Below are 21,217 nucleotides of genomic sequence, written 5' to 3'. Positions count from 1 at the left end.
CCTGCTAAACATAAAGGGCGTCCGTTGGGCGCCCTTTTTTGTTACACACGGGCATCACCCATTAGATGCGACAATATCGCCGATCAGAAAGACAAATACGACGACGAAACGATATTGCGCAGCAATCTCTCTCAGAGTAACAGAATTACCAAGCAGATTTAATTGGAGGACTCCTCAATGGCACGTACAGCACTCGTCACCGGCGGCTCCCGCGGCATCGGCGCATCAATTTCCAAGGCGCTCAAGGCCGAAGGTTACAACGTTGCAGCCACTTATGCTGGGAACGATGAAGCGGCGGCAAAATTCACCGAGGAAACCGGTATCGCCACCTACAAATGGAACGTGGCGGATTATGACGAATCCAAAGCAGGCATCGAAAAAGTCGAAGCCGAAGTTGGCCCCATCGACATTGTGGTCGCCAACGCAGGAATCACGCGCGATGCGCCGTTCCACAAGATGACCCCGGAACAGTGGCATCAGGTGATCGACACCAACCTGACCGGCGTCTTCAACACCGTGCACCCTGTCTGGGCTGGCATGCGCGAACGCAAGTTTGGCCGCGTGATCGTCATCAGCTCGATCAACGGTCAGAAGGGTCAGTTCGCGCAGGTGAACTATGCCGCGACCAAAGCTGGAGACCTGGGCATCGTAAAATCCCTGGCGCAGGAAGGCGCGCGCGCGGGCATCACTGCTAACGCGATCTGCCCCGGCTATATCGCGACCGAGATGGTGATGGCTGTTCCTGAGAAGGTCCGTGACTCGATCATCAGCCAGATTCCGGCTGGCCGCCTGGGTGAGCCAGAAGAAATCGCGCGCTGCGTCGCGTTCCTGGCGTCTGATGATTCTCAGTTCATCAACGGTTCGACAATTTCGGCCAACGGCGCACAGTTCTTCGTCTGATCCGATAATCGGAATGAATACGGGCCGGTCCTTTTGGACCGGCCCTATTTTATCCCGTAAGAACGCGCGCGCTGCGTTCAGCGGGAACCAAATAACCAGTGGAAGGCCTGTGCGATCGCCTTGCTACGCTCTGCATGCGCCCGCTGAAAGGCGCGGGCGGCCGCCGGATTTGTCGTCGCCTCGATCATGGCAACACTCCTTTCACATCAGCATTGTTTGACTTCAATCCAACATGCACCCTACAAATTAATTAAACAAACGAGGTTTCTCCGAAGTTCAGTTAAGTATATCTTGTGCATTAATGAACGATTATCTTCCCCCTCTGACTGCCTTGCGGGCTTTTGATGCCGCCGCACGGCACATGTCCTTCGCAAAGGCGGCTGAGGAACTGCACGTCACCCCGGCGGCGCTGTCCTTTCAAATCAAGTCGCTAGAGGAACATCTGGGTCGGCCCCTGTTTCGCCGCCTCAACAGGGCCGTGGAACTGACCGAGGCAGGGCGAATGCTGGCCCCTGGCGCGGCCGATGGGTTTGCTACATTACACACGGCCTGGAGAGCGGTTCGAAAACTTCAGGACAGCACGAACCTGACAGTCACTGCCGGGCCCGCTTTGACCGCGAAATGGCTCGCCCCGCGCCTGTACGAGTTTGCGCGGTCACACCCCGAGATCGACCTGCGTTTCTCAGCCACGCTGCGAAAAATGGATCTGGAGCGAGACGATGTAGACGTCGCGATTCGTTTTGGCGAAGGTGAGGATGAAGGTCTGTATTCCGTGCCAGTGCGCAAGGAATGGCTAACTCCGGTCATGACCCCGGAAATGGCCGCTCAATTCCCAACACCTGAAAGCCTGAAAGAAGCCCCGCTGATCCACGATGACTCCATCAGCTTTCTGAAACCACCCTGTGACTGGCCGATGTGGTTTCGCGCAGTAGGAATCGACTTCACGCCCACTCACGGCGCGCATTTTTCCAATGCGGATCATGCCATTGATGCAGCTGTGGCCGGTGTCGGGGTTGTTCTGGGCCGCCGCCCGATGATCCTTAAGGACATCTCAGAAGGGCGGTTGGTTGCGCCTTTTAAAACCGCAATCGAAACCCGTGCCCGTTTCCGTTTTGTATGCCTGAAAGGGGCCGAAGAACGCCCTCAGGTCGCCGCCTTCCGCGATTGGTTTTTGGCCGAAATCGAAAAAACCGCGCATATCTCCGACGAGTTCGAGATCATCCCCGTCGAAGAGGTCGCTCTGAAATGACCAGAACGCGCGCGACTGCGGTTGGGTTTATCGCCGTCATGTTATGGTCCCTGCTGGCATTGTTCACGGTCGGGTCTACGCCCACCCCACCATTGTTGCTGAATACGATCTGTTTTTCGATCGGGGGGACTTTGGGCCTGATCTGGACATGGGCAAGCGGCGGGCTGGGCCAGTTGCGCGCTGCACGCTGGACCACCTACGCTTTCGGTACAGTCGGATTGTTTGGCTATCACGCGCTTTATTTTTCGGCTCTGCGTATGGCACCGGCTGCCGAAGCTGGGTTAATCGCCTATCTCTGGCCGCTGCTGATCGTATTATTCTCAGGATTGCTACCCGGAGAACACTTGCGAATTGGGCACCTGTTCGGCGCTTGCCTGGGCTTTGCCGGGGCCGCTGTGATCATCGCAGGCGGTGGCACCGGGTTTCAAGCCACGCATCTGCCGGGATATGGGTTGGCGCTGCTCTGCGCACTTACATGGTCAGGCTATTCGGTCCTGTCACGACGGTTGGGGAAAACACCGACAAGTTCGGTTGCCGTGTTCTGTATCGCCACTGCCATCGCCTCGGGCATGCTGCATCTAATGCTTGAAGACACAGTCTTTCCTGACAGCGCCTTCGGCTGGGCCTCAGTGGCTGCACTCGGGCTGGGGCCCGTGGGGCTGGCGTTCTACGTCTGGGATATCGGGGTCAAGCAGGGAGACATTCAGATTCTGGGCACGGCATCCTATGCAGCACCCTTGCTGTCTACCTTGGCTTTGGTTGTGGCCGGGATCGCCACCCCGACTTGGGGTTTGGCGATCGCGGCTGTTTTAATCACCGGCGGCGCGGCCATTGCCGCGCGGGCCAGTATGCGTCGCTAGTTGGACAGGCGCTCGATCTCTTCTTTCAGCCTAAGCTTCTGCTTTTTGAGTTGAGCTATATGGAGATCGTCGATGCCAGGCGAGCGTTGGGCTTGTTCAACTTCAAGACCGAGGTTTTCGTGCTTTTTCTTCAGTTCGGTCAGGTGTGCGCTCACGCTCATGGCGATACTCCTTTGTTGGTGTCTGAGTTCCACGTAAGAAGTTGACCACATCGTTTCCACCCTGTCACGCTGCATACGCACAGAATCTGCAATAAATCCGACAAATTCGGCTGGTTAATGCCTATTGCCCGGAAAACACGGGTAGCGCGGCCCCATTCCGCAACACATCCGAGACCTGAGTCGTATAACTGTCACCGTCTTTCTCATGCCGTTCACCCGCATGCAAAATCAGCGGTGCGTGCAGTCGAAACGCGGCCTTTCCACCCTTTCTGGCACGCAGAATCACCAATTCCGCAGTGCGATCAAGACGCGCCGCCAGCGGCAACACCTCGACCGAACCCAAACGTCCGGCACAACCTGCCAGCATATCCGGCAAACGATCTGCCTTTTGAACCATGTGCAGATACCCTCGGGGCGCGAGGCGTTTGGCTGCCGTATCGAACCAGATATCAAGCGGAGTCCCTTCTCCCAATGCGATACTACGCCCCTGATCGTTGGCAGAACTATGCGCCCCAGCGCGGTAATAGGGCGGATTGGCGATGACATGGTCGAATTGGCGCTGTTTCAGCTCTGCCGGAAGGGCACTGAGGTCAGCCTCAACCACCTCAAGTGTGGCGTCGTTTTCGATCGCGTTCCGGCGGGCCAAATCGGCGTAGGCAGGCTGCAGCTCAACACCCACACCCTGCGCCCCCGGAACGCGCGCAAGAAGGCACAGGATTGCCGCCCCTGCCCCGCAACCCAGTTCCAGCACAGTATGACCACGAGTTGCTGTGACAGCCGCCGCAAGCAACACCGGGTCCACCCCGGCACGATAACCCGAACGCGGCTGCCAAAGGCGCACACGCCCGCTCAGAAAATCATTGCAGGTCAGATCGCTATCGGAAAACAGGCTCATCGGCCCAGCGGGATATCATTGTCGCGCATTACCCGTTCAGCACGGATCAAATCATCCGCGCGCACCATCAGACGGCGCGGGAAAATTCCGATGCCCCCCTCGAGGATGCTCATATTTACGTCCATTTGAAAGCAGTCTATATCCTCACCCTCAAGAAGGGCTGAAGCAAAGGCCAGGATCGTTGGATCGGTGCTGCGCAAAAGTTCTTTCATGGGGATGGATGTAAAGGCAAGGTACGCGGAAAGTCGAGCCTTGTATCAGGAGTGTGATGGATACCGACACGATCACGAAACCGCATGAGCGGCTGGCAGAACTTCTGGCCGGCGAAATGGACGCGGTCAATGAGCTGATCCGTACGCGCATGGCTTCTGAGCACGCGCCACGTATTCCCGAGGTCACTGCACATCTGGTTGAAGCGGGCGGCAAACGCTTGCGACCGATGCTGACATTGGCTGCGGCGCGGTTGATGGGATACTCGGGCGACCATCACATCCGTTTGGCGGCAACTGTCGAATTCATTCACACCGCGACCCTATTGCATGACGATGTGGTGGACGAAAGCGGACAGCGGCGCGGGCGGCCCACGGCCAACCTGTTGTGGGACAACAAATCCAGCGTTCTGGTAGGCGATTACCTGTTTTCGCGCAGCTTCCAGCTGATGGTTGAAACCGGATCGTTGAGGGTTCTGGACATTCTGGCCAATGCCTCGGCCACTATTGCCGAGGGTGAAGTGCTGCAGATGACTGCCGCCACGGACCTTCGCACTGATGAAGCTATTTACCTGCAGGTCGTGCGCGGTAAAACCGCCGCTCTGTTTTCAGCTGCAACCGAAGTTGGTGGGGTGATCGCCGGGGCGTCCGAAGAACAGGTCAAAGCGCTGTTCGATTACGGCGACGCTTTGGGGATAGCATTCCAGATTGCCGATGACCTGCTGGATTATCAGGGCGACAGCAAAGCAACCGGCAAGAATGTCGGCGATGATTTCCGTGAGCGGAAGCTGACCCTGCCGGTGATCAAGGCCGTGGCACAAGCAACCCCGGAAGAGCACGCCTTTTGGGAGCGCACGATTGGCCGGGGCCGTCAGGAAGAAGGTGATCTGGACCAGGCTCTAAACCTGATGAACAAGTATGGCACGCTTGAGGCGACACGGTCTGACGCGTTCGGCTGGGCTGCCAAGGCCAAAGATGCTCTGAATGCCCTACCCGATCACGAAATCCGCACCTTGCTGCGTGATCTGGCCGATTACGTGGTCTCGCGTCTCAATTAAGCTGCGTCGCGCGGCACCACCAACCGGGATGGGCCGCACCGATCTCATAAGCCGCAAAATGCGCATCTTTCATTGTGGGATAGAGCGCAAAACAGGTTGAACCAGAGCCCGACATGCGGGTCAAAAGGGAATGCTTGGTTTCGGCGAGATCGCCAAGCACTCGCTCTACTTCAGGGGCCAGCCGTGTCGTTGGCGGTTCCAGGTCGTTTCGTTGGCTCTGCAACCAAGTGGCACAATCTTCAACTGTTTGAAATTCAGGAATAACCTCGGGCATGGGAGGGTTTTCCCGACTGCCCAGAGACGAAAACACCGCCCCCGTCGCCACTTCCACACCCGGATTAACCAAGAGGGCCGGCAGTTGCGGAAGTTCGACCGACATTAGCTGCTCACCAATACCGCGCATCCGGGTCGAACGCGTTTGCGTGCATACCGGCACATCTGCGCCCAAAGACAGTGCTGTATCCAGTGGGACCAATTCATCCTGACCCACCGCCATTCGCAAGGTCGCGGCCGCGTCGGACGACCCGCCGCCGATACCGCCGCCATGGGGCAGGTTTTTGTTCAGATCAATATGTCCGGTCCAACCCGTAACCTCGGCCGCTTTCCAAACTAGATTGCGGCTGTCTGTGGGTACGCCTTCTGCATGTTCACCGGTGACAGAGATCGACAAAGCGGGTCCAGGTGAAAACTCCAACGTGTCTCCCACATCCGCAAACACCACCAACGAGTCCAGCAGGTGATATCCGTCCGGCCGTTGGCCGGTCACATGCAGGGTCAAATTGATCTTGGCGGGCGCAAACGCCTTAGTTGCCATTGGCAACCTTCAGCGGTTCCGCGCCTTCGTCAGCCAATACAGCGCCCAACCCGATTTCCAGTTTGCGCCGGATGCGCTCAGGGTCGGCTTCGCTATCGGTGTCCTCGGGGTCGATGAATGACAGGGCGCGTTTCCACTGGAACTCGGCTTCGCGCGCGCGACCCACGGCCCAGTAGACATCACCCAGATGGTCGTTCACCACCGGATCGACCGGCATCAGCTCGACCGCGCGTTCCATGTGCTCTACCGCTTCGTGATACCGGCCCAGGCGGAACAGAACCCAGCCCAGGCTATCGACGATATAACCGCTGTCGGGGCGCGCAGCGACGGCGCGTTCAATCATCTCAAGCGCCTCGTCCAACTTCTCGCGCCGCTCGACGAGCGAATAGCCCAAATAGTTCAGAACCTGCGGCTGGTCCGGGTTCAACTCAAGCGCACGACGAAAGTCAGATTCAGCCTCATCCCATTGCTTCAAACGCTCGTGCGAGATTCCGCGGGCATAGTACAAAAACCAGTTCGCACCCGAGTTGCCCTCGGTCAGTTCAATGGCGCGGTCATAAGATGCAACCGCGCTTTTGTATTCCTCTTCTTGCCGCTGCAGGTCTGCCAACGCGACATGAACGCTGGGCAGGCCAGGGTTCTGAGCGGCCAGAGTCTGCAACACTTCGGCTGCCGCATCCTTTTTTCCTGAACGGCTAAGAACCTCGGCCCGGCCCAGCTCGGCCGCGTGGTAATCGCTGCTGTTGGCAGGCACCATGCGATAGGCTTCAACCGCCAAATCATGTTGTCCCAACGCATCCAGCAGGTTAGCGCTCAGCAGAATCGCGTCCACGTGATCAGGCCGCAAGAACACGGCTGTACGGACATAGAGCAAAACGTAGTTCTGCGCCGCTTCATTGCTTAGGGCTGCGCCGACCGAAAAGAACACCTCGGCCATACCGTCCTGTGCCGATTGGACATGGGTGAACGGCAAAGTTTCACCGGCCGTCAGCCGCGCCACGTATCCTTCAATCGAGGGGTCGCTGCCAGCGGCAAAAACTTCCTCAACGAACTGCAGCGCGTCCGAATTGCGGTCCAACTGCGACAAGACCTCGGTCCGGGCCAGGGCTGCACGGCGGGAAAAGCGGGCGACAGCGCCGTTATGCGCCGTGAAAACCTGCTCGGCACCTTCAAAATCGCCGACAGAGGCCAGAGCCAAGGCTTTGTGATACAAGGCGAATTCCCGCAAGCCATCCTGCGTTGCAACCTCGTCAAAAGCCTCCATCGCGCGTGTCATTGCGCCTTGGCCAATGTATGCCCAGCCTTGCATCAACCCATCGACCAACGGCCCCACACCTTGAAGTTCAGGGTCGCGGCTCAGCAACTCTTCAAGTTGACCTTCAGATGCGAGATTTGCGGTGATCACGACCCGCGCGGCTTGGCTGTTCAGCCCGGCTTGTTCGATCGACTGAGCTATCGGCAGTGCACGCTCCAGCTCGCCAAGCGACAGGCGGGCGACAACGACGCTTTCCAGCAAAGCAGCATTTTCGGGATCAGCTTTCAGGGCCTGCGCATAGTATTTCTCGGCCGCAGTATAGTCGTTCTCGTAAATCGCCTGACGACCGGCCAAATAGGCGCCGGACCCTGTATCCGCCTGAGTCGGAAGCACAAATGACGAGGTGAACAGCGCGGCCAATACCGCGCGACGAACCAGAGAAGTCACCAAAATCCTGCCTTGCTATTGTTGACTGCTCAACAAGCTAGGGCTTTGGCTGGCAAGAGGCAATGGCAGAGCCTTCATGACCCTGCCAATACCCGGATTTTTGCTTACATGTTAGGATAGTTCGGGCCATCCCCACCCTGCGGTGTAGTCCATGTGATGTTCTGGCTGGGATCCTTGATATCGCAGGTCTTGCAATGGACACAGTTCTGGAAGTTGATCACGAACCGCGACTCACCATCCTCCTCGACCAGTTCATAAACACCCGCCGGGCAATAGCGCTGCGCAGGTTCGTCGAACTTAGGCATGTTTACACCGACCGGGATCGATGGGTCGGCCAGCTTCAGGTGGCAAGGCTGGCTTTCCTCGTGGTTGGTCGCAGCAAAGGACACGTTGGTCAGACGATCAAATGACAGCGTCCCATCCGGCTTAGGATAGTCGATGGGCTCGTGCTTGCTGGCCTCTTCGGTCGATTCCGCGTCGTTCTTGCCGTGACCCAATGTACCCAACAGCGAAAAGCCCAGCGTATTGGTCCACATGTCCATGCCGCCCAACATCAACGAGGCAGTCAGGCCGTATTTCGACCACAGCGGCTTGACGTTGCGCACTTTTTTCAGGTCAGCGCCGATGGCGCCTTCACGCACATCTGTTTCGTATGCGGTCAGCTCATCACCCGAACGCTCGGCCTTGATCGCATCATAGGCGGCCTCGGCAGCGGCCTTGCCCGACAACATCGCGTTGTGGTTGCCTTTGATGCGCGGCACGTTGACCATACCCGCCGAACAACCCAGCAGCGCCACACCCGGCGCGACCAGTTTCGGCATCGACTGATAGCCACCTTCGGTGATCGCCCGTGCGCCGTAGGCCACGCGCTTGCCGCCTTTCAGCAGCTCGGCAACCATCGGGTGGTGCTTGAAGCGCTGGAATTCCATGTAGGGGTACAGGTAAGGGTTCTTGTAATTCAGGTGGACCACGAACCCGACATAGACCTGATTGTTTTCAAGATGATAGATGAACGATCCACCACCCGCGTTGCTGCCCAGCGGCCAGCCCATCGTGTGGGTGACCGAGCCTTCCTTGTGCTTGGCCGGGTCGATCTCCCAAATCTCTTTCATGCCGACGCCGTATTTTTGCGGCTCCTTGCCGGCAGACAGATCGTATTTGGCGATGACTTCCTTGGACAGCGAGCCGCGCACGCCCTCCGACAGGAAGACATATTTGCCGTGCAGTTCCATGCCCGGTTCCGTGTTGGGACCATAGGAACCGTCAGCTTCAAGACCAAAGACACCAGCCACAACGCCTTTGACTTCACCGTTGTCGCCATAGACCAGCTCGGAACAGGCCATGCCGGGGAAGATTTCCACGCCTAGTTCTTCGGCTTGTTCGGCCATCCAGCGGCAGACATTGCCCATCGAAACGATGTAGTTGCCGTGGTTGTTCATCAACGGCGGCATCGGGAAGTTGGGGATCCGAATCTTGCCCGCCTCACCCAGCATGTAGAAGTTATCTTCGTTGACCGGCGTGTTTAGCGGCGCGCCTTTTTCCTTCCAGTCGGGGATCAGAGCATCCAGACCGCAGGGGTCCAGCACCGCGCCCGACAGGATATGCGCACCAACTTCTGAACCCTTTTCCAGAACCACGACATTCAGGTCGGCATCCAGCTGTTTCAGACGGATGGCCGCCGACAGGCCCGCGGGACCTGCGCCCACGATAACCACATCGTATTCCATCGCTTCGCGTTCAATCTCGGCCATCGCGGGCTCCTTAGCTAACATTCCGAATTGGCGCTTTCACCGCATGGTTGGCGCAATTTTGTTTCTCGGCTGATTACCCGGTTGGCAAGACCTTGGTCAATCGAAACACGGCGTAATACAGCAGCAATACGGCAGTTATGCCTCGGGAGCGTCCCCCATAAGGTACCTGGGACCGCTACCATAGGTTTTGGCACGGTCATCCGGGTTGTAAAGGGCACATTTCGGCAGGCTCAGGCAGCCGCAGCCGATGCAGCCGTCCAGATTGTCGCGCAATCGCGTCAGGGTGGCGATTCGCTTATCCAGATGGGCCCGCAATCCGACGCTGATATCCTTCCAATCCTGCGGCGTTGGCGTGCGGTTTCCGGGCAACCCAGACAGTACCTCGCGAATTTCTGGAAGGGACAGGCCAAATTGCTGCGCGATCATGATAAAGCTCAGGCGCCGGATATCTGCGCGCTGATACCGCCGCTGGCCGCCTGCGTTACGCCAAGGAGCGATCAGGCCCTGCGCCTCGTAATACCGAATGGCTGAAACAGCCAAACCGGTACGCCGGGCCAATGCGCCAATTGCCAACCCTTCAGAAATGGCCATGACTTTTCCTTATAATTACCTTGACCTCAAGTTAGGTTTAGAAATTACGGTGAGTCGCGACACGCCTCAAGACTGAAAAGGAGATCCCATGATGGCGACGCTTGAACATACCAATTTTACCGTCCGCGACCCGCAAGCATCGGCTGCGTGGATGCACAAGGTTTTTGGCTGGAAAACCCGCTGGGAAGGCCCGGCGATTGCAGGCGGATATACGTTGCATGTGGGCAGTCAGCATACCTATCTCGCGCTCTACGCGCCCAGCGATCCAAAACTGTCTGAAGAAAGCAGCTATGACATTGTCGGTGGGCTGAACCATGTGGGTGTTCTGGTCGAAGATATCGACGCAACCGAGCAGAAAGTGATCGCTGCAGGGTTCACTCCAAAATCACATGCGGATTACGAACCCGGCAAACGGTTCTATTTCAACGATGACAATGACATCGAGTTCGAAGTGATTAGTTACAACTAGGCCGTATTCCGCGCGTTGCACGGCCAATCCCTCTTGCATTTCACGCTTCATTTGGGTCAGGTAATCAGCAACCCATCAAATCGCCCCGACGCTGGTTCCATGCGGCGGGGCGCATCACTTTCTGCGTGGACGACAAGAACATGGAAAAAATTCCAATGACGCCTGCGGGCAATGCCGCGCTTGCGGCAGAGCTGAAGAACCTGAAATCAGTTGAGCGCCCTGCGATCATCGAAGCGATCGCAACCGCCCGTGAACTTGGTGACCTGAAGGAAAACGCCGAGTATCATTCGGCCCGTGAAAAACAGGGCTTTATCGAAGGTCGGATCAAAGAGCTGGAAGGCATCCTGTCATTGGCCGATGTGATCGACCCGGCCAAGCTGTCGGGCGCGATCAAGTTCGGCGCCAAGGTTACTCTGGTCGACGAAGACACCGACGAAGAAAAGACCTGGCAGATCGTGGGTGAGTATGAGGCCAATATCGAAAACGGCCTGCTGAACATAAAGTCCCCCATCGCCCGTGCCCTGATCGGCAAGGACGAAGGTGACAGTGTCGAGGTACGTACCCCCGGTGGGGTACGCTCCTATGAAGTTCTGAGTATCGAGTACGCCTGATCGGAGCATCCCCATGTCCGAGCCCACACCTGAGCACGAAACAGAGCGGCCGACTTCACTGGGCGTCTATGACAAGCCCTCGGAGCCGTCCATTACCTCGATCGAGATCGCGGCCGTCGTGCTTAGCGTGATCTGGCTGGTCATTGCGGTTTTGTTTCTCGTGCTGCCTGACAACATTCAGGGCGGCGGCTTCGTGATCACCCTGCTGGCCGTATTTTTGCCAGTGGCTATGATCTGGGTCGCCGCGATGGCCATGCGCGCCAGCCGCATCATGCGCGAGGAAAGCGAGCGCCTTCAAACCGCCATTGACGCGCTCCGGCAGGCTTATGTGGGGCAGCAGCAGCGCGCCGCCATTTCGCATGAACCAGCAGTCACCAAAAAACTGGATGAAATTGCGGAAACCGCGAAAAAGACCGAAAACGCGCTGGCCACGTTTTCGACCAAGCGCACGGAACCCGTCCCCGTGGCGGAACCAAACGGGGCAAGCGATCAAACCTCGCTTGAATTGGGCACCCAGGCCGAGGATATTTCTCCGCCGCTGAGCACGGATATCTTCATCCGCGCGCTGAATTTTCCCGAAACTCAGGAAGACACCGAAGGCTTCAACGCCCTGCGTCTGGCGCTGAAAGACCGCAAGACCGCGCAGTTGGTACAAGCCTCGCAAGACGTTCTGACCCTGCTCAGCCAGGAAGGCATCTATATGGATGACCTGCGTCCCGACATGGCCCGCCCTGAAATCTGGCGCCAGTTCGCACAAGGTGCACGTGGGCGTTCAGTGGCCGCACTCGGGGGTATCCGCGACCGCTCGTCTCTGGCGCTGACCGCTGCGCGAATGAAACAGGACCCGATCTTTCGCGACGCCGCGCATCATTTCCTACGGCGCTTTGACCACATGATCGTCGCGTTTGAACCCGAGGCCAGCGATGCCGACCTGACCTCGCTGGGGGAAACCCGCACCGCGCGAGCCTTCATGTTGCTGGGGCGGGTTGCGGGGACCTTCGACTAAAGCCCAAAACTGCCATAGGGGATGAACCGGACCATATCGCCCGGTTTGATATGACGCGCACCGTCTTCAATTTCGACCAGCCCTTCGGCCCAGCTTAGCCCGCTGATCCGGCCCGACCCTTCCGAGGCGAACACCTCGGCCCGACCATCCCTGACACGGGCGCGCAGATACTCGCGACGGCCCGCTTTCTTGCGTTTTTCAAAGGCAGCAGGCAGATCAAAAGCCTGCGGCTCTTGCCACCCCTCACCTGCCATTAGCCCCAGCGCCGGGCGGGCAAAGATCAAAGTGCAGACCATAGCCGCCACCGGGTTTCCGGGCAGACCAAACACTGGCGTGCCGTTCCACAGGCCCAACGCCAGAGGGCGACCCGGTTTCAGCGCAATCCGCCATTCCTGCATCGCACCTGCCTCGCGCAGCAGGGCCGAGACGTGATCTTCATCCCCGGCGGACGCTCCGCCGCTGGTCAGGATCACATCCGCCTGCTTTGACGCGTTGTTCAACCGGTCGCGCAACGCTGCGCGATCATCCGGCACGCGCCCCAAATCCACCGGCTGAAACCCCATCCGATCAATCAGCGACAAAAGCATTGGCCGATTGGCATCAAATATCTGACCGGGCCCAGCGGTTTCACCGGGCTCAACCAGTTCATCCCCGGTGGACAGAACTGCCACGCGCAAGGTCTTGCGCACATGGATTTCCGCGATGCCCGTTGCCGACAGCAAGGCCAGATCGGCGGGCGTCAGCCTGCGCCCGGCGGGCAGAACCAGATTTCCCTCGGCCACATCCTCGCCAGCGCGGCGGGTGTTGGCGCCCTGTTTCAAAGGCCCGTGAAAAGCGATGTGGTTGTCCTGAACCGTCACATCTTCTTCCAGAATGACCGTATCCACGCCGTCAGGCAGAGCGGCACCCGTCAGCACGCGCACGGCATGACCATCCGGCACAGTCCCGTCAAAAGGCATGCCCGCAGCCGCCCGCCCCGGATACAGAGGCATGACTTGCGCGCCCTCTTGGGCAGCACCAGCAAATCCATAACCATCCACCGCCGTATTCGGTTGCGGCGGGTTCGAACGGTTCGCAAGGACATCCTCAGTCAAAATACGCCCTGCGGCCTGTGACAGTGCGACCCTTTCGGGCGTTGCGACCACAGTCAACCGCTCACGCAACAGCGCCAGTGCATCGTCCACCGGCGTCCAGTTCACTCCGGCGGGCAAAGCGAAACAATCGTTACGCAGTGGCGGCGGTGCGATATTCGGTTTGCTCTGTGACACTCCCAAAATCCAACCTTCCTCTGCTGCGTTCACGTTCAGATGTTGCGCCAGTTCCTCGACCTGCATCCGTGCAAGTGACTGGGCAACCTGTTCAACCTGCCAGGCATCCTTGATCCGCCCGTCCGGCGCAGCCCCAAGGGTCAGCGAGGGCCAGATTTCCACGAAGGCAACCGGCGTGTCCAGCGCCTCGAACGGCCAAACTGAGATCTGCCCGGCAAATGCGTGACGCAAGCGGGCCAGCACTGGCAGGCCCATCATTACCTGACCCCCGACTGCCCCGGCACCGCCCATCTGCCAGCAGGAAAAGCTGCCCTTGGCTTCCGGCATCAGTTCGACAGCCCGGCGCTCGGGGAAGGGATTTTGGTAATCAGATTTATTTTTGGGCAGGCCGTCGATGTCGCGTTGCAGACCGTTGAACCAGAACGGACCTTTACCGCCAAAGTGCCGGTTGATCTCACCAGCCAGATCGAATCGATTGTTGGCCTTGGGCGAGTCCTCAGTCCGGCGTTCGAACCAATCCCACAGTTTCAGCGGATCATCCGATCCCGTCAGCGCACGGGCAAAACCTTTGGGATAGCCAAAAGGGAAATCGAAGCCCAGAAACAGCCGCCGACTGGCGGCAATCTCGGTCTCGATCAGGTTTCGCAACCACAGTTCAGCAATGCCGCGGTTTCTGAGATACATCGGCTCTTCCGCTTCGCCCTTGCGCACCACACAAGCCCAGATCGCATCCTTACGCGGTCGGGGGCCGGTATCGTTGCCGCTGGACCAGTCGACCATGGCGAAACTGTCGAAACCGGTCACAAACCAACCTCCTGCAGGATGAAATTTGCGATAGATTCGGTGTCGTTCAGATCGAAAACCGGCACCTTCACATTCAGCGGCGTGTCACTGGCAACGGCGCGAATAGTGGTGTTTTCAGGAGCCATCAGAGCATTACCCACCTCGGCCCGAAACGCTTCGACCTTGGGATGGGCTTCGCGCTTGAACCCTTCGATCAGCACCAGATCGACAGGCGACAAGCGCCCCAGAAGGTCTTCCAAAGATGGCTCAGGCGCACCGCGCAGCTCTTGCATGAGGGCGATACGCTGACCCGAGGCCAGCAACACTTCGGATGCCCCCGCAAGCCGGTGTCGATAGCTGTCGGTACCTTCCTGATCGACATCGACGCGGTGATGGGCATGTTTCAGGGTCGATACTGTAAAACCACGTCTGGTGATCTCGGCCACCAGCCGCTCCATAAGCCCGGTTTTGCCTGCGTTTTTCCAGCCGGTGACGCCGTAGACCCTCATGCCTGCTCCTGCAGTTGTTCGGCCCGTGCCAGATCATCAGGCGTGTTGACGTTGAAAAACGGGTCGAACGGCTCCGCCGGAAACAGCGCCTCACGCCCGTCATGTTGATCGGTCCACAGCACGACCTTGCGCAACCCGTCGTTCAATGCATCCCGCAGATCATCGCGCAGCGCCACAGGCCAGAGGCCAAAGGTCGGATGCCGGTTGATCCGCTTACCCCCGCCGGATTTCAGCGCCTCATCCCCAGTACGCGGCGTGGTGGCCAGCACCAGGGGATGGGTTTGCCCTTCGGCTGCCTGCAGAAGGCGCGCCACCAGATCGCGCGGAAAAAACGGTGTGTCGGCGGCAGCGGTGACGATACTGTCAGCCCCTTGCGTGGCCGCCCATTCGAGCCCCGCCAAAACGCCCGCCAAAGGACCAGCGAAACCTTCGATCGTGTCGGGTAGGATGGGCAGATTCAGATCGGCGAACCGTTCAGGATCACCATTGGCATTCAGCGCGACTCCAGCCACTTGAGGTTGCAGCCGTTCGATCACGTGGTGCAACAGGCTTTGGCCGCCCACCTGCAGCAGCCCCTTGTCGCCACCACCCATTCGGGTGGCAAGACCGCCTGCTAGAATTACGCCAAGTGGTTTTCTTGCCGCCTCAGCCATTGGCACTTTTCCTGCGATGTTTCTTATCCTCAACCTGAACAGTCGCCGGATCAACGTCACGCACCAACCGGTCCTCGCCCGACAGGCAGACAAACCGCTGCCCGCGCATACGGCCGATCAGGGTCAGACCGACCTCGCGCGCAATCTCGACACCCCAGGCGGTGAATCCCGAGCGGGATGCCAGAACCGGGATGCCCATCATCGCCGTCTTGATCACCATTTCCGAGGTCAAACGACCGGTCGTGTAGAGAATCTTATCCTCCGCTGCCGCACCCTCGGACAGCATCCAGCCTGCGATCTTGTCGACCGCGTTGTGGCGGCCCACGTCTTCCATATAGACCAGCGGGCGATTTTCGCGACACAGGACGGTGCCGTGGATCGCCCCAGCCTCAAGATACAGCGACGGGGTGCGGTTGATCTTGGCCGCCAAATCATACAGCCACGAGGTGCGCACCTGAACCTGAGGCAGGCGCACGTCCTCGAGCCCCTCCATCATATCGCCGAACACGGTGCCTACTGCGCAACCGCTGGTGCGGGTCTTTTTCTTCAGCTTGTCCTCATAAGAAGTCTCGCGCGCTGTGCGGACAACCACGGTTTCCAAGTCATCATCGTAATCGACGCGCGTGATCTCATCATCCGACAGCAGCATGCCCTGATTGCGCAGGAACCCCAGCGCCAGGTATTCTGGATAGTCGCCGATGGTCATTGCGGTCACGATTTCCTGTTTATTCAGGAAAATCGTCAAAGGGCGCTCCTCGACAACCGAGATATGGCTGACCTCTCCATTCTGGTCCACGCCCTCAACTGCACGAGTCAATCGCGCCGCGCCGGGATCTGGGGCGATGATGTAGTCCGAGACATCCAGTTCCGTAACCAATTGCAACCCTTTCCCAAGACCGCTACTTCTGCTGCGGACACCATAGGATTTAGCCATGGCAGACACCACATCCAAGTCATACTTCTGGAAGGGTTTACGCGACGGGTCCCCGTTCATTTTCGTCGCGATCCCTTTCGGCACCCTATTCGGCGTTTTTGCGACCGAAGCCGGGTTGGACATCGTCCAGACCATCGCCTTTTCCGCCACCGTGTTCGCGGGGGCCGCACAGTTCACGGCACTGCAATTGCTGCAGGACAATACACCCACCGCCATCGTATTGGCCTCGGCGCTGGCGGTAAATTTGCGGGTGGCGATGTATTCTGCCTCTCTGACGCCTTATCTGGGGGCCGCGCCCCTATGGCAACGGGCTTGTGCCGCCTACCTGACGGTGGATCAGTCCTATGCCTGTTCGATCGTACGGTTCGAAAAAGAGCCACAAATGACCGTGCCCCAGCGAATGGCCTATTTCATTGGCACGGTCACACTGATCACTCCGCTGTGGATTCTTGCATCGTATCTGGGGGCAGTGCTGGGCACGCGAATCCCGGAAAGCTGGGCGCTGGATTTCGCGCTACCGATCACCTTTCTGGCCATGATCGGGCCGATGATGCGTACGTTGGCGCATGTGGTGGCCGCTCTGGTCGCCATCGTTGTCGCGTTACTGGCGGTTGCAGTTCCCTATAATCTGGGCCTGCTGATTGCCGGGGCGGCAGGCATGATGGCCGGCGCACAAGCTGAGCTGATGTTGGAACGCAAGCTGGAGCGGGAAAGAACATGACCCAGATCGACGCTACAACCATGTGGATCGTGATCATCGGTCTGGCCATCGGCAGCTTTGCCTTGCGCTTTACCTTTATCGGTCTGGTCGGGGACCGCCCGATGCCGCCATGGCTGCTGCGCCATCTGCGCTATACGGCCGTTGCCATCATCCCGGCGCTGATCGCGCCGCTCGTCATGTGGCCTACCGCCACCGAAGGCCAGCCGGATGTCCCGCGCATGACCGCAGCAGCGGTCGCACTGTCTGTCGGCGTGATCACCAAGAACGTGCTTGCGGCTATCTTTACCGGGGCAGCCACTCTCTACGGGCTGCTGTATCTATTGGGGTGATGCTGCTTCCAGCTCGTTCAGTCGGGCATTGTTGAACGCCAATCCTTGCTGCAAATCCGCGTTGTCGTTTTCGCGGTATTCGGCGGTTTGAACTCCGGGCAACTGACCGAACTGATCGGAAAGTTTGACAGGGTAGAACGTGGTTTGGATCTGCTCGAACCCCGGAACCTGTTGCAACAACTGTGCCGTTGAATTGGCGCAGAACGCGCCCGCAACCGGGCCTGACTGTTTTGCCAATTGTAGGGCAATCTCAGCCTGTTGCGGCGTCACCTCGATGGTTTGGATACGCGCGTAATGCGTTTCGCGCGCGTGACTGCTGCGATAGGCGCGCTCGACATTCGGAGTGATACCGTACAGCACATCATCCTTGATCGGCACCACATCCGCCCGGAATGAGCCTGCAGGGTCGAAAATCACGCGCTCACTGCCGCTGATCATCAACGAGGTATGAGCACCCGAGCCTGTCCGGGTGCTGATCATCGTATACAGCGTCAGGGTCGAAGGCCCGGGATCCCGATAGGACCGGGACACGATTTCCGACTGATCTGCCTGTGGTCGCTGCGATCCAGTGCAGCCCGCCACGGTTACTGCCAGCAGGCAGGCAAGCAATATCCTGATCACGGTCGACCCCGTTTCGGATTAAGAGGCGAAAACCGCCAGGAATAGGCAGAGGAAGGCGATCGCAACTACGCACCATGTGGTGGCCTTGATAAAGCCGTGGAAGGTTTTTTCTTGGACGGTGATGTCCATTTCGCCGTGCTTGTGTTCAGCCATGACTCAGAGATTCCTAATTCGCGTGTTTGAGATGTTGGATAAATGAAAATCCAAGTGCTGTCACCACGTCATTCGGGCGCAGGGGTCAAGGATTTGAACACGGAACACCCCGGATAACCGAACCCCCAGCGCCAGGGCAAACCCGAACAGGGCCCTCCACCCAATCGCACCGCCCTATACATGGCCTCGGCGGTCACGGAATGGGCTGTACGAATCTGATCAGGCGTCATGTCGTACCTGTCAGCGAAATCCTCGGCGTTGTCTTCCCCGTGCTGTTTGACACAAGCGCGCAAGGCTTCGTCTGCGGACAGGCGCGCGTCAAAACTCGCCTCAGCCTTCGACGCACCGCCTGCATTGTGATAGGCACGGTCGTGGGTCACACAGCAGTATTCCCACGGTGGGTGCGCCTCGTAGAGCGCTCTGAACTTCGGGAAGGTATCAGCCACAAAACGCCAACTGGTTGACAGACCACCTGAACAGCCATCCGTTTCAAATGGGATAAGCTCGACATCACCCCGCTGCGCAAACAGCGCGCGATGGGCAGGCATCTCGATAGTACGCATAAAGTCTTGAGCCGACGCCGAGGCAGCCATCAGTGCAAGCAAGGCCGCTGGCTTAAGGGCTTTCATCGCGCATCGCCTGCGTATCGACGGTCATGCCGAAAGTGGTCGCCATCCACAGCAACAGCCGCTCTGCCGGTCCCATTTCGGCCCGGATGCGCAACACCTCGTTGGCCATTGCCGGGCGGTCGGTGATCAGCCCGTCCACCCCCAAAGAGGCCATGGCTGACATCTGCAACGGGTCATTGACCGTCCAGACATAGATATCCTTGCCCGCTGCGTGGACCGAGCGCACAAGCCCCGGCGTCGCCATTGCGGCGTTCACGGCGATAAAGTCACCCTCAAGCCCGGTCAGATCGCCGATGGCGGTCGCGGCCAGAACCCCTGCCCGCCAGTCGGGACGGATGGATTTCATTTTCTGCACCGCCGGGTATTTTAGCGACATGGTGGCGATGTCGTCCTGCATCGCCATCTCTTCGACTATCGCTGCGACGCGGTTTTCCAGGTCAACGTCATGGCCATAATACTTAAGCTCGATGATGACCTTGGATTTGCCTTTTGCGGCCTCAAGCACCTGACGCAATGTTGGTGTGCGTTCATCGGCAAATTCGGGGTCGAACCAACTGCCAATGTCGATGTCGGCCAAATCTTCCATCGTTGCATCCCAAACCTTGAGATTCACACCCGCCAGTTTCATGAAATCGCTGTCATGGGCAACGATGACCACATCATCAGCCGATTCCTGCACGTCGATCTCAACCCAATCCGCCCCGTCCTCAATCGCCTTGAGGACCGCAGCCATGGTATTTTCGGGCCGTAAGGCCGCAGCACCACGATGGCCTATGACCTCGGCCCGATCTGGAGCTTGAATTCGTGCCAACAGATGCTGGCCAAACCACAACCCGATCAGCACGGCCGCCACTGCTGCGCCGACGACGGCGAACAGGGGCATCCGCAAGCTTCCCGGTTCGGGGTGGGGTGGTTCCGAGGTCCTGATCTCGAAAAAACCGTCCAGCAGAACCGCCAGAGCGCCCAGCGCGGTCGCCGCCAGCACCAGCCCCGCCAAAGACCAGATCCCCGCGATCACAAGGCTGTAGATCAGCGCCAGACGCAGATTGTCCGCTCCTTGCAGGGGCACAACCGAGAACAACACCCCAGCCATCCAGGCAATTGCAGAAGAGATGGCGAGGCGCAGGATCAACCAGATCGCCAGCTCGATCTTGAGACGCCCGCGCTTGCCCTCCATCCGGGTGTCGCTGATGTTGAAAGCATGTGCCGGGTGGACACCTTCAAACAGCACCAGATGCAAGGAAAGAGCCCATGCCGACAGGCGGCGGATCAATACCCACGCCATCGCCAACAGCACTACACCAATCAGCACCACTGCAACCCAGAAGGATGGTGGGTGGAAAGTCAGGTAATAGTTGATGTCATATTCGGTCAGCGTCCACCACGCGATCACAGCTGAAACCAGCGCAAAAGGCAGAACAAGTAGCAGTACCCGCAGTACGAACCGCACCGCAAAGCCGAACAGATTTGGCAGACGCGAAATGATCAGCCCGATGGCCGCACTGCCAGCACGCCATGGGTCGGATTCGCCCATTCTCAGGGATCCCGCCATGACCGCGAAGACAAACACTTCGGCCAGCAGAAACAGGCTGAGGACGACGATGGCCGAGATGAATCCCGCAGGTGAGAGGACGAAGGCGGCGATCGCCTGATCGGTCAAAGCGGTCTGGTTTGACAGCGACACCGCAAGGTTCACGGTAATCGCCACGCCGGGCGCTATCAGCGCCACCAGCAACAATCGCACGGCAACATAGATCGGCACAAAGATGCGGCGGCGCGCCCATGCATCTCTGTAGGCTTTTGTAACGGCTGAGAAACTGGTCACGCTGCACCCCCGGAAATGAGAACTCATTCAAGGCTGCGCAGACCTGAATTGCAAGTCAGGTAATCAGGTTTCTTCCAGATCCTTGGCCAAACGAAAGCCGATCCGATTGGCGGGCTTATCCTCGACCGATTTGGGCAAGGCGCGCAGCATCACGTTCAACTGGCTGACATGCTGCACCAGCTGGGTTCGCGCGCCGGTCGCGTCTGAGCCGTAGAAGGTGATGATATCGGGGTCGAAGTAACCCATGCCCTCGATCCGCATCACACCGGCATCACCGCCGGTAAAGCCCATGGCGACCTCCTGATCACCGTCCAGCGTCTGTTCGAAATTCTGGATATAGAGGATCAGCCGTTCATAGGCCCATTGCGCCGGGCTTTTGGTCGCGACGGGTTTTTGCAGCTGACCGGGCAGGTCCTTGGCGCCGGATTTCGCATTCGGGTTGGCGTGCACCTCATAACACCGGGGCAAAGCCGCTGCCTCCGCCGCTTCGGCCGATGTTTCGATCTGGTCCTGCAT

Annotated in this window: 25 protein-coding genes; 9 read left to right on the top strand and 16 right to left on the bottom strand. The window is 58.6% G+C overall.

Going from position 1 to position 21,217, the window contains the following annotated elements; translation table 11 throughout:
- The first annotated feature begins 177 nt into the window (after positions 1-177).
- From phbB to yddG, 3 genes are all read left to right on the top strand, one after another.
- Complete coding sequence (phbB, locus tag GOW93_RS14675; protein ID WP_170385726.1) at positions 178-900, top strand: acetoacetyl-CoA reductase; 723 nt, start codon at positions 178-180, stop codon at positions 898-900.
- Between the two features lie 301 nt (positions 901-1,201).
- A complete protein-coding gene (locus GOW93_RS14670; RefSeq protein WP_170385723.1) occupies positions 1,202-2,149 on the top strand; it encodes a transcriptional regulator GcvA in 948 nt (315 codons plus the stop codon).
- Positions 2,146-3,009, top strand: a complete 864-nt coding sequence (gene yddG, locus GOW93_RS14665) for an aromatic amino acid exporter YddG (RefSeq protein ID WP_170385721.1) — start codon at positions 2,146-2,148, stop codon at positions 3,007-3,009. The genes GOW93_RS14670 and yddG overlap by 4 nt, the downstream gene beginning before the upstream one ends.
- On the opposite strand, the gene GOW93_RS14660 is transcribed toward yddG, so the two are convergent.
- From GOW93_RS14660 to GOW93_RS14650, 3 genes are all read right to left on the bottom strand, one after another.
- The gene (locus GOW93_RS14660) at positions 3,006-3,170 is read right to left on the bottom strand and encodes a YdcH family protein (RefSeq protein ID WP_170385717.1); all 165 of its coding nucleotides are present in this window, start codon (positions 3,168-3,170) and stop codon (positions 3,006-3,008) included. The two genes, yddG and GOW93_RS14660, sit on opposite strands and share 4 nt — an antisense overlap.
- Before the next feature lie 121 nt (positions 3,171-3,291).
- A complete protein-coding gene (locus GOW93_RS14655; protein ID WP_170385713.1) occupies positions 3,292-4,065 on the bottom strand; it encodes a tRNA1(Val) (adenine(37)-N6)-methyltransferase in 774 nt (257 codons plus the stop codon).
- The gene (locus GOW93_RS14650) at positions 4,062-4,277 is read right to left on the bottom strand and encodes a putative signal transducing protein (protein WP_170327214.1); all 216 of its coding nucleotides are present in this window, start codon (positions 4,275-4,277) and stop codon (positions 4,062-4,064) included. Before GOW93_RS14650 ends, GOW93_RS14655 begins: the two co-directional genes overlap by 4 nt.
- Positions 4,278-4,333: 56 nt before the next feature.
- On the opposite strand from GOW93_RS14650, the gene GOW93_RS14645 reads away from it, so the two are divergent.
- Complete coding sequence (locus tag GOW93_RS14645; protein ID WP_170385710.1) at positions 4,334-5,332, top strand: polyprenyl synthetase family protein; 999 nt, start codon at positions 4,334-4,336, stop codon at positions 5,330-5,332.
- On the opposite strand, the gene GOW93_RS14640 is transcribed toward GOW93_RS14645, so the two are convergent.
- The 4 genes from GOW93_RS14640 to soxR all read right to left on the bottom strand — a co-directional run bounded on the left by GOW93_RS14640 (position 5,325) and on the right by soxR (position 10,190).
- Positions 5,325-6,146: a 4-(cytidine 5'-diphospho)-2-C-methyl-D-erythritol kinase gene (locus tag GOW93_RS14640; protein WP_170385708.1), complete on the bottom strand. Its 822-nt coding sequence runs from the start codon at positions 6,144-6,146 to the stop codon at positions 5,325-5,327. The genes GOW93_RS14645 and GOW93_RS14640 overlap by 8 nt on opposite strands.
- Complete coding sequence (locus tag GOW93_RS14635) at positions 6,136-7,848, bottom strand: tetratricopeptide repeat protein (RefSeq protein WP_170385705.1); 1,713 nt, start codon at positions 7,846-7,848, stop codon at positions 6,136-6,138. Before GOW93_RS14635 ends, GOW93_RS14640 begins: the two co-directional genes overlap by 11 nt.
- A gap of 104 nt (positions 7,849-7,952) precedes the next feature.
- Positions 7,953-9,599, bottom strand: coding sequence for an electron transfer flavoprotein-ubiquinone oxidoreductase (locus tag GOW93_RS14630; RefSeq protein ID WP_170385703.1), 1,647 nt, complete (start codon positions 9,597-9,599; stop codon positions 7,953-7,955).
- Between the two features lie 135 nt (positions 9,600-9,734).
- Positions 9,735-10,190, bottom strand: coding sequence for a redox-sensitive transcriptional activator SoxR (soxR, locus tag GOW93_RS14625; RefSeq protein WP_170385700.1), 456 nt, complete (start codon positions 10,188-10,190; stop codon positions 9,735-9,737).
- An 88-nt stretch (positions 10,191-10,278) separates the two neighbouring features.
- Here soxR and GOW93_RS14620 point away from each other — a divergent pair, with 88 nt between their 5' ends.
- The 3 genes from GOW93_RS14620 to GOW93_RS14610 all read left to right on the top strand — a co-directional run bounded on the left by GOW93_RS14620 (position 10,279) and on the right by GOW93_RS14610 (position 12,276).
- A complete protein-coding gene (locus tag GOW93_RS14620) occupies positions 10,279-10,659 on the top strand; it encodes a VOC family protein (protein ID WP_170385697.1) in 381 nt (126 codons plus the stop codon).
- A 140-nt stretch (positions 10,660-10,799) separates the two neighbouring features.
- Positions 10,800-11,270 carry a transcription elongation factor GreA gene (gene greA, locus GOW93_RS14615; protein WP_170385694.1) on the top strand — a complete coding sequence of 157 codons (471 nt, stop codon included), beginning with the start codon at positions 10,800-10,802 and terminating at the stop codon, positions 11,268-11,270.
- Between the two features lie 13 nt (positions 11,271-11,283).
- Positions 11,284-12,276, top strand: a complete 993-nt coding sequence (locus GOW93_RS14610) for a hypothetical protein (protein ID WP_170385691.1) — start codon at positions 11,284-11,286, stop codon at positions 12,274-12,276.
- Here the strand turns inward: GOW93_RS14610 and GOW93_RS14605 are convergent.
- From GOW93_RS14605 to GOW93_RS14590, 4 genes are read right to left on the bottom strand one after another with little or no spacing between them, the layout of a single operon-like run.
- Positions 12,273-14,348, bottom strand: a complete 2,076-nt coding sequence (locus tag GOW93_RS14605; RefSeq protein WP_368039679.1) for a molybdenum cofactor synthesis domain-containing protein — start codon at positions 14,346-14,348, stop codon at positions 12,273-12,275. The two genes, GOW93_RS14610 and GOW93_RS14605, sit on opposite strands and share 4 nt — an antisense overlap.
- On the bottom strand, positions 14,345-14,836 hold the full coding sequence (gene mobB / locus GOW93_RS14600) for a molybdopterin-guanine dinucleotide biosynthesis protein B (RefSeq protein ID WP_170385688.1): 492 nt from the start codon (positions 14,834-14,836) through the stop codon (positions 14,345-14,347). Before mobB ends, GOW93_RS14605 begins: the two co-directional genes overlap by 4 nt.
- On the bottom strand, positions 14,833-15,489 hold the full coding sequence (gene mobA, locus GOW93_RS14595; RefSeq protein ID WP_170385685.1) for a molybdenum cofactor guanylyltransferase MobA: 657 nt from the start codon (positions 15,487-15,489) through the stop codon (positions 14,833-14,835). The genes mobB and mobA overlap by 4 nt, the downstream gene beginning before the upstream one ends.
- On the bottom strand, positions 15,482-16,423 hold the full coding sequence (locus tag GOW93_RS14590; RefSeq protein ID WP_254443604.1) for a formate dehydrogenase accessory sulfurtransferase FdhD: 942 nt from the start codon (positions 16,421-16,423) through the stop codon (positions 15,482-15,484). The genes mobA and GOW93_RS14590 overlap by 8 nt, the downstream gene beginning before the upstream one ends.
- Here GOW93_RS14590 and GOW93_RS14585 point away from each other — a divergent pair.
- Entirely contained in the window at positions 16,422-17,144 is a 723-nt protein-coding gene (locus GOW93_RS14585; protein WP_170385682.1) for an AzlC family ABC transporter permease, read from the top strand. The genes GOW93_RS14590 and GOW93_RS14585 overlap by 2 nt on opposite strands.
- A complete protein-coding gene (locus GOW93_RS14580; protein ID WP_170385679.1) occupies positions 17,141-17,473 on the top strand; it encodes an AzlD domain-containing protein in 333 nt (110 codons plus the stop codon). The genes GOW93_RS14585 and GOW93_RS14580 overlap by 4 nt, the downstream gene beginning before the upstream one ends.
- Here GOW93_RS14580 and GOW93_RS14575 read toward each other — a convergent pair.
- From GOW93_RS14575 to GOW93_RS14555, 5 genes are all read right to left on the bottom strand, one after another.
- Positions 17,462-18,094 carry a hypothetical protein gene (locus tag GOW93_RS14575; RefSeq protein WP_170385676.1) on the bottom strand — a complete coding sequence of 211 codons (633 nt, stop codon included), beginning with the start codon at positions 18,092-18,094 and terminating at the stop codon, positions 17,462-17,464. The genes GOW93_RS14580 and GOW93_RS14575 overlap by 12 nt on opposite strands.
- An 18-nt stretch (positions 18,095-18,112) precedes the next feature.
- Positions 18,113-18,247 carry an aa3-type cytochrome c oxidase subunit IV gene (locus tag GOW93_RS14570; RefSeq protein WP_170385673.1) on the bottom strand — a complete coding sequence of 45 codons (135 nt, stop codon included), beginning with the start codon at positions 18,245-18,247 and terminating at the stop codon, positions 18,113-18,115.
- Positions 18,248-18,315: 68 nt separating this feature from the next.
- Positions 18,316-18,876 (bottom strand): hypothetical protein, encoded by a 561-nt coding sequence (locus GOW93_RS14565; protein WP_170385670.1) that lies wholly within the window; start codon positions 18,874-18,876, stop codon positions 18,316-18,318.
- Positions 18,863-20,701 (bottom strand): glycerophosphodiester phosphodiesterase, encoded by a 1,839-nt coding sequence (locus tag GOW93_RS14560; protein ID WP_170385667.1) that lies wholly within the window; start codon positions 20,699-20,701, stop codon positions 18,863-18,865. Before GOW93_RS14560 ends, GOW93_RS14565 begins: the two co-directional genes overlap by 14 nt.
- 63 nt (positions 20,702-20,764) lie before the next feature.
- Positions 20,765-21,217, bottom strand: coding sequence for a DUF6173 family protein (locus GOW93_RS14555; protein ID WP_170385664.1), 453 nt, complete (start codon positions 21,215-21,217; stop codon positions 20,765-20,767).

The organism is Ruegeria atlantica (assembly GCF_013032455.1).
Classification (GTDB): domain Bacteria; phylum Pseudomonadota; class Alphaproteobacteria; order Rhodobacterales; family Rhodobacteraceae; genus Ruegeria; species Ruegeria atlantica_B.
Note: the sequence above shows the minus strand (reverse complement) of the source record. Positions and strands in the feature narration are given on the sequence as shown.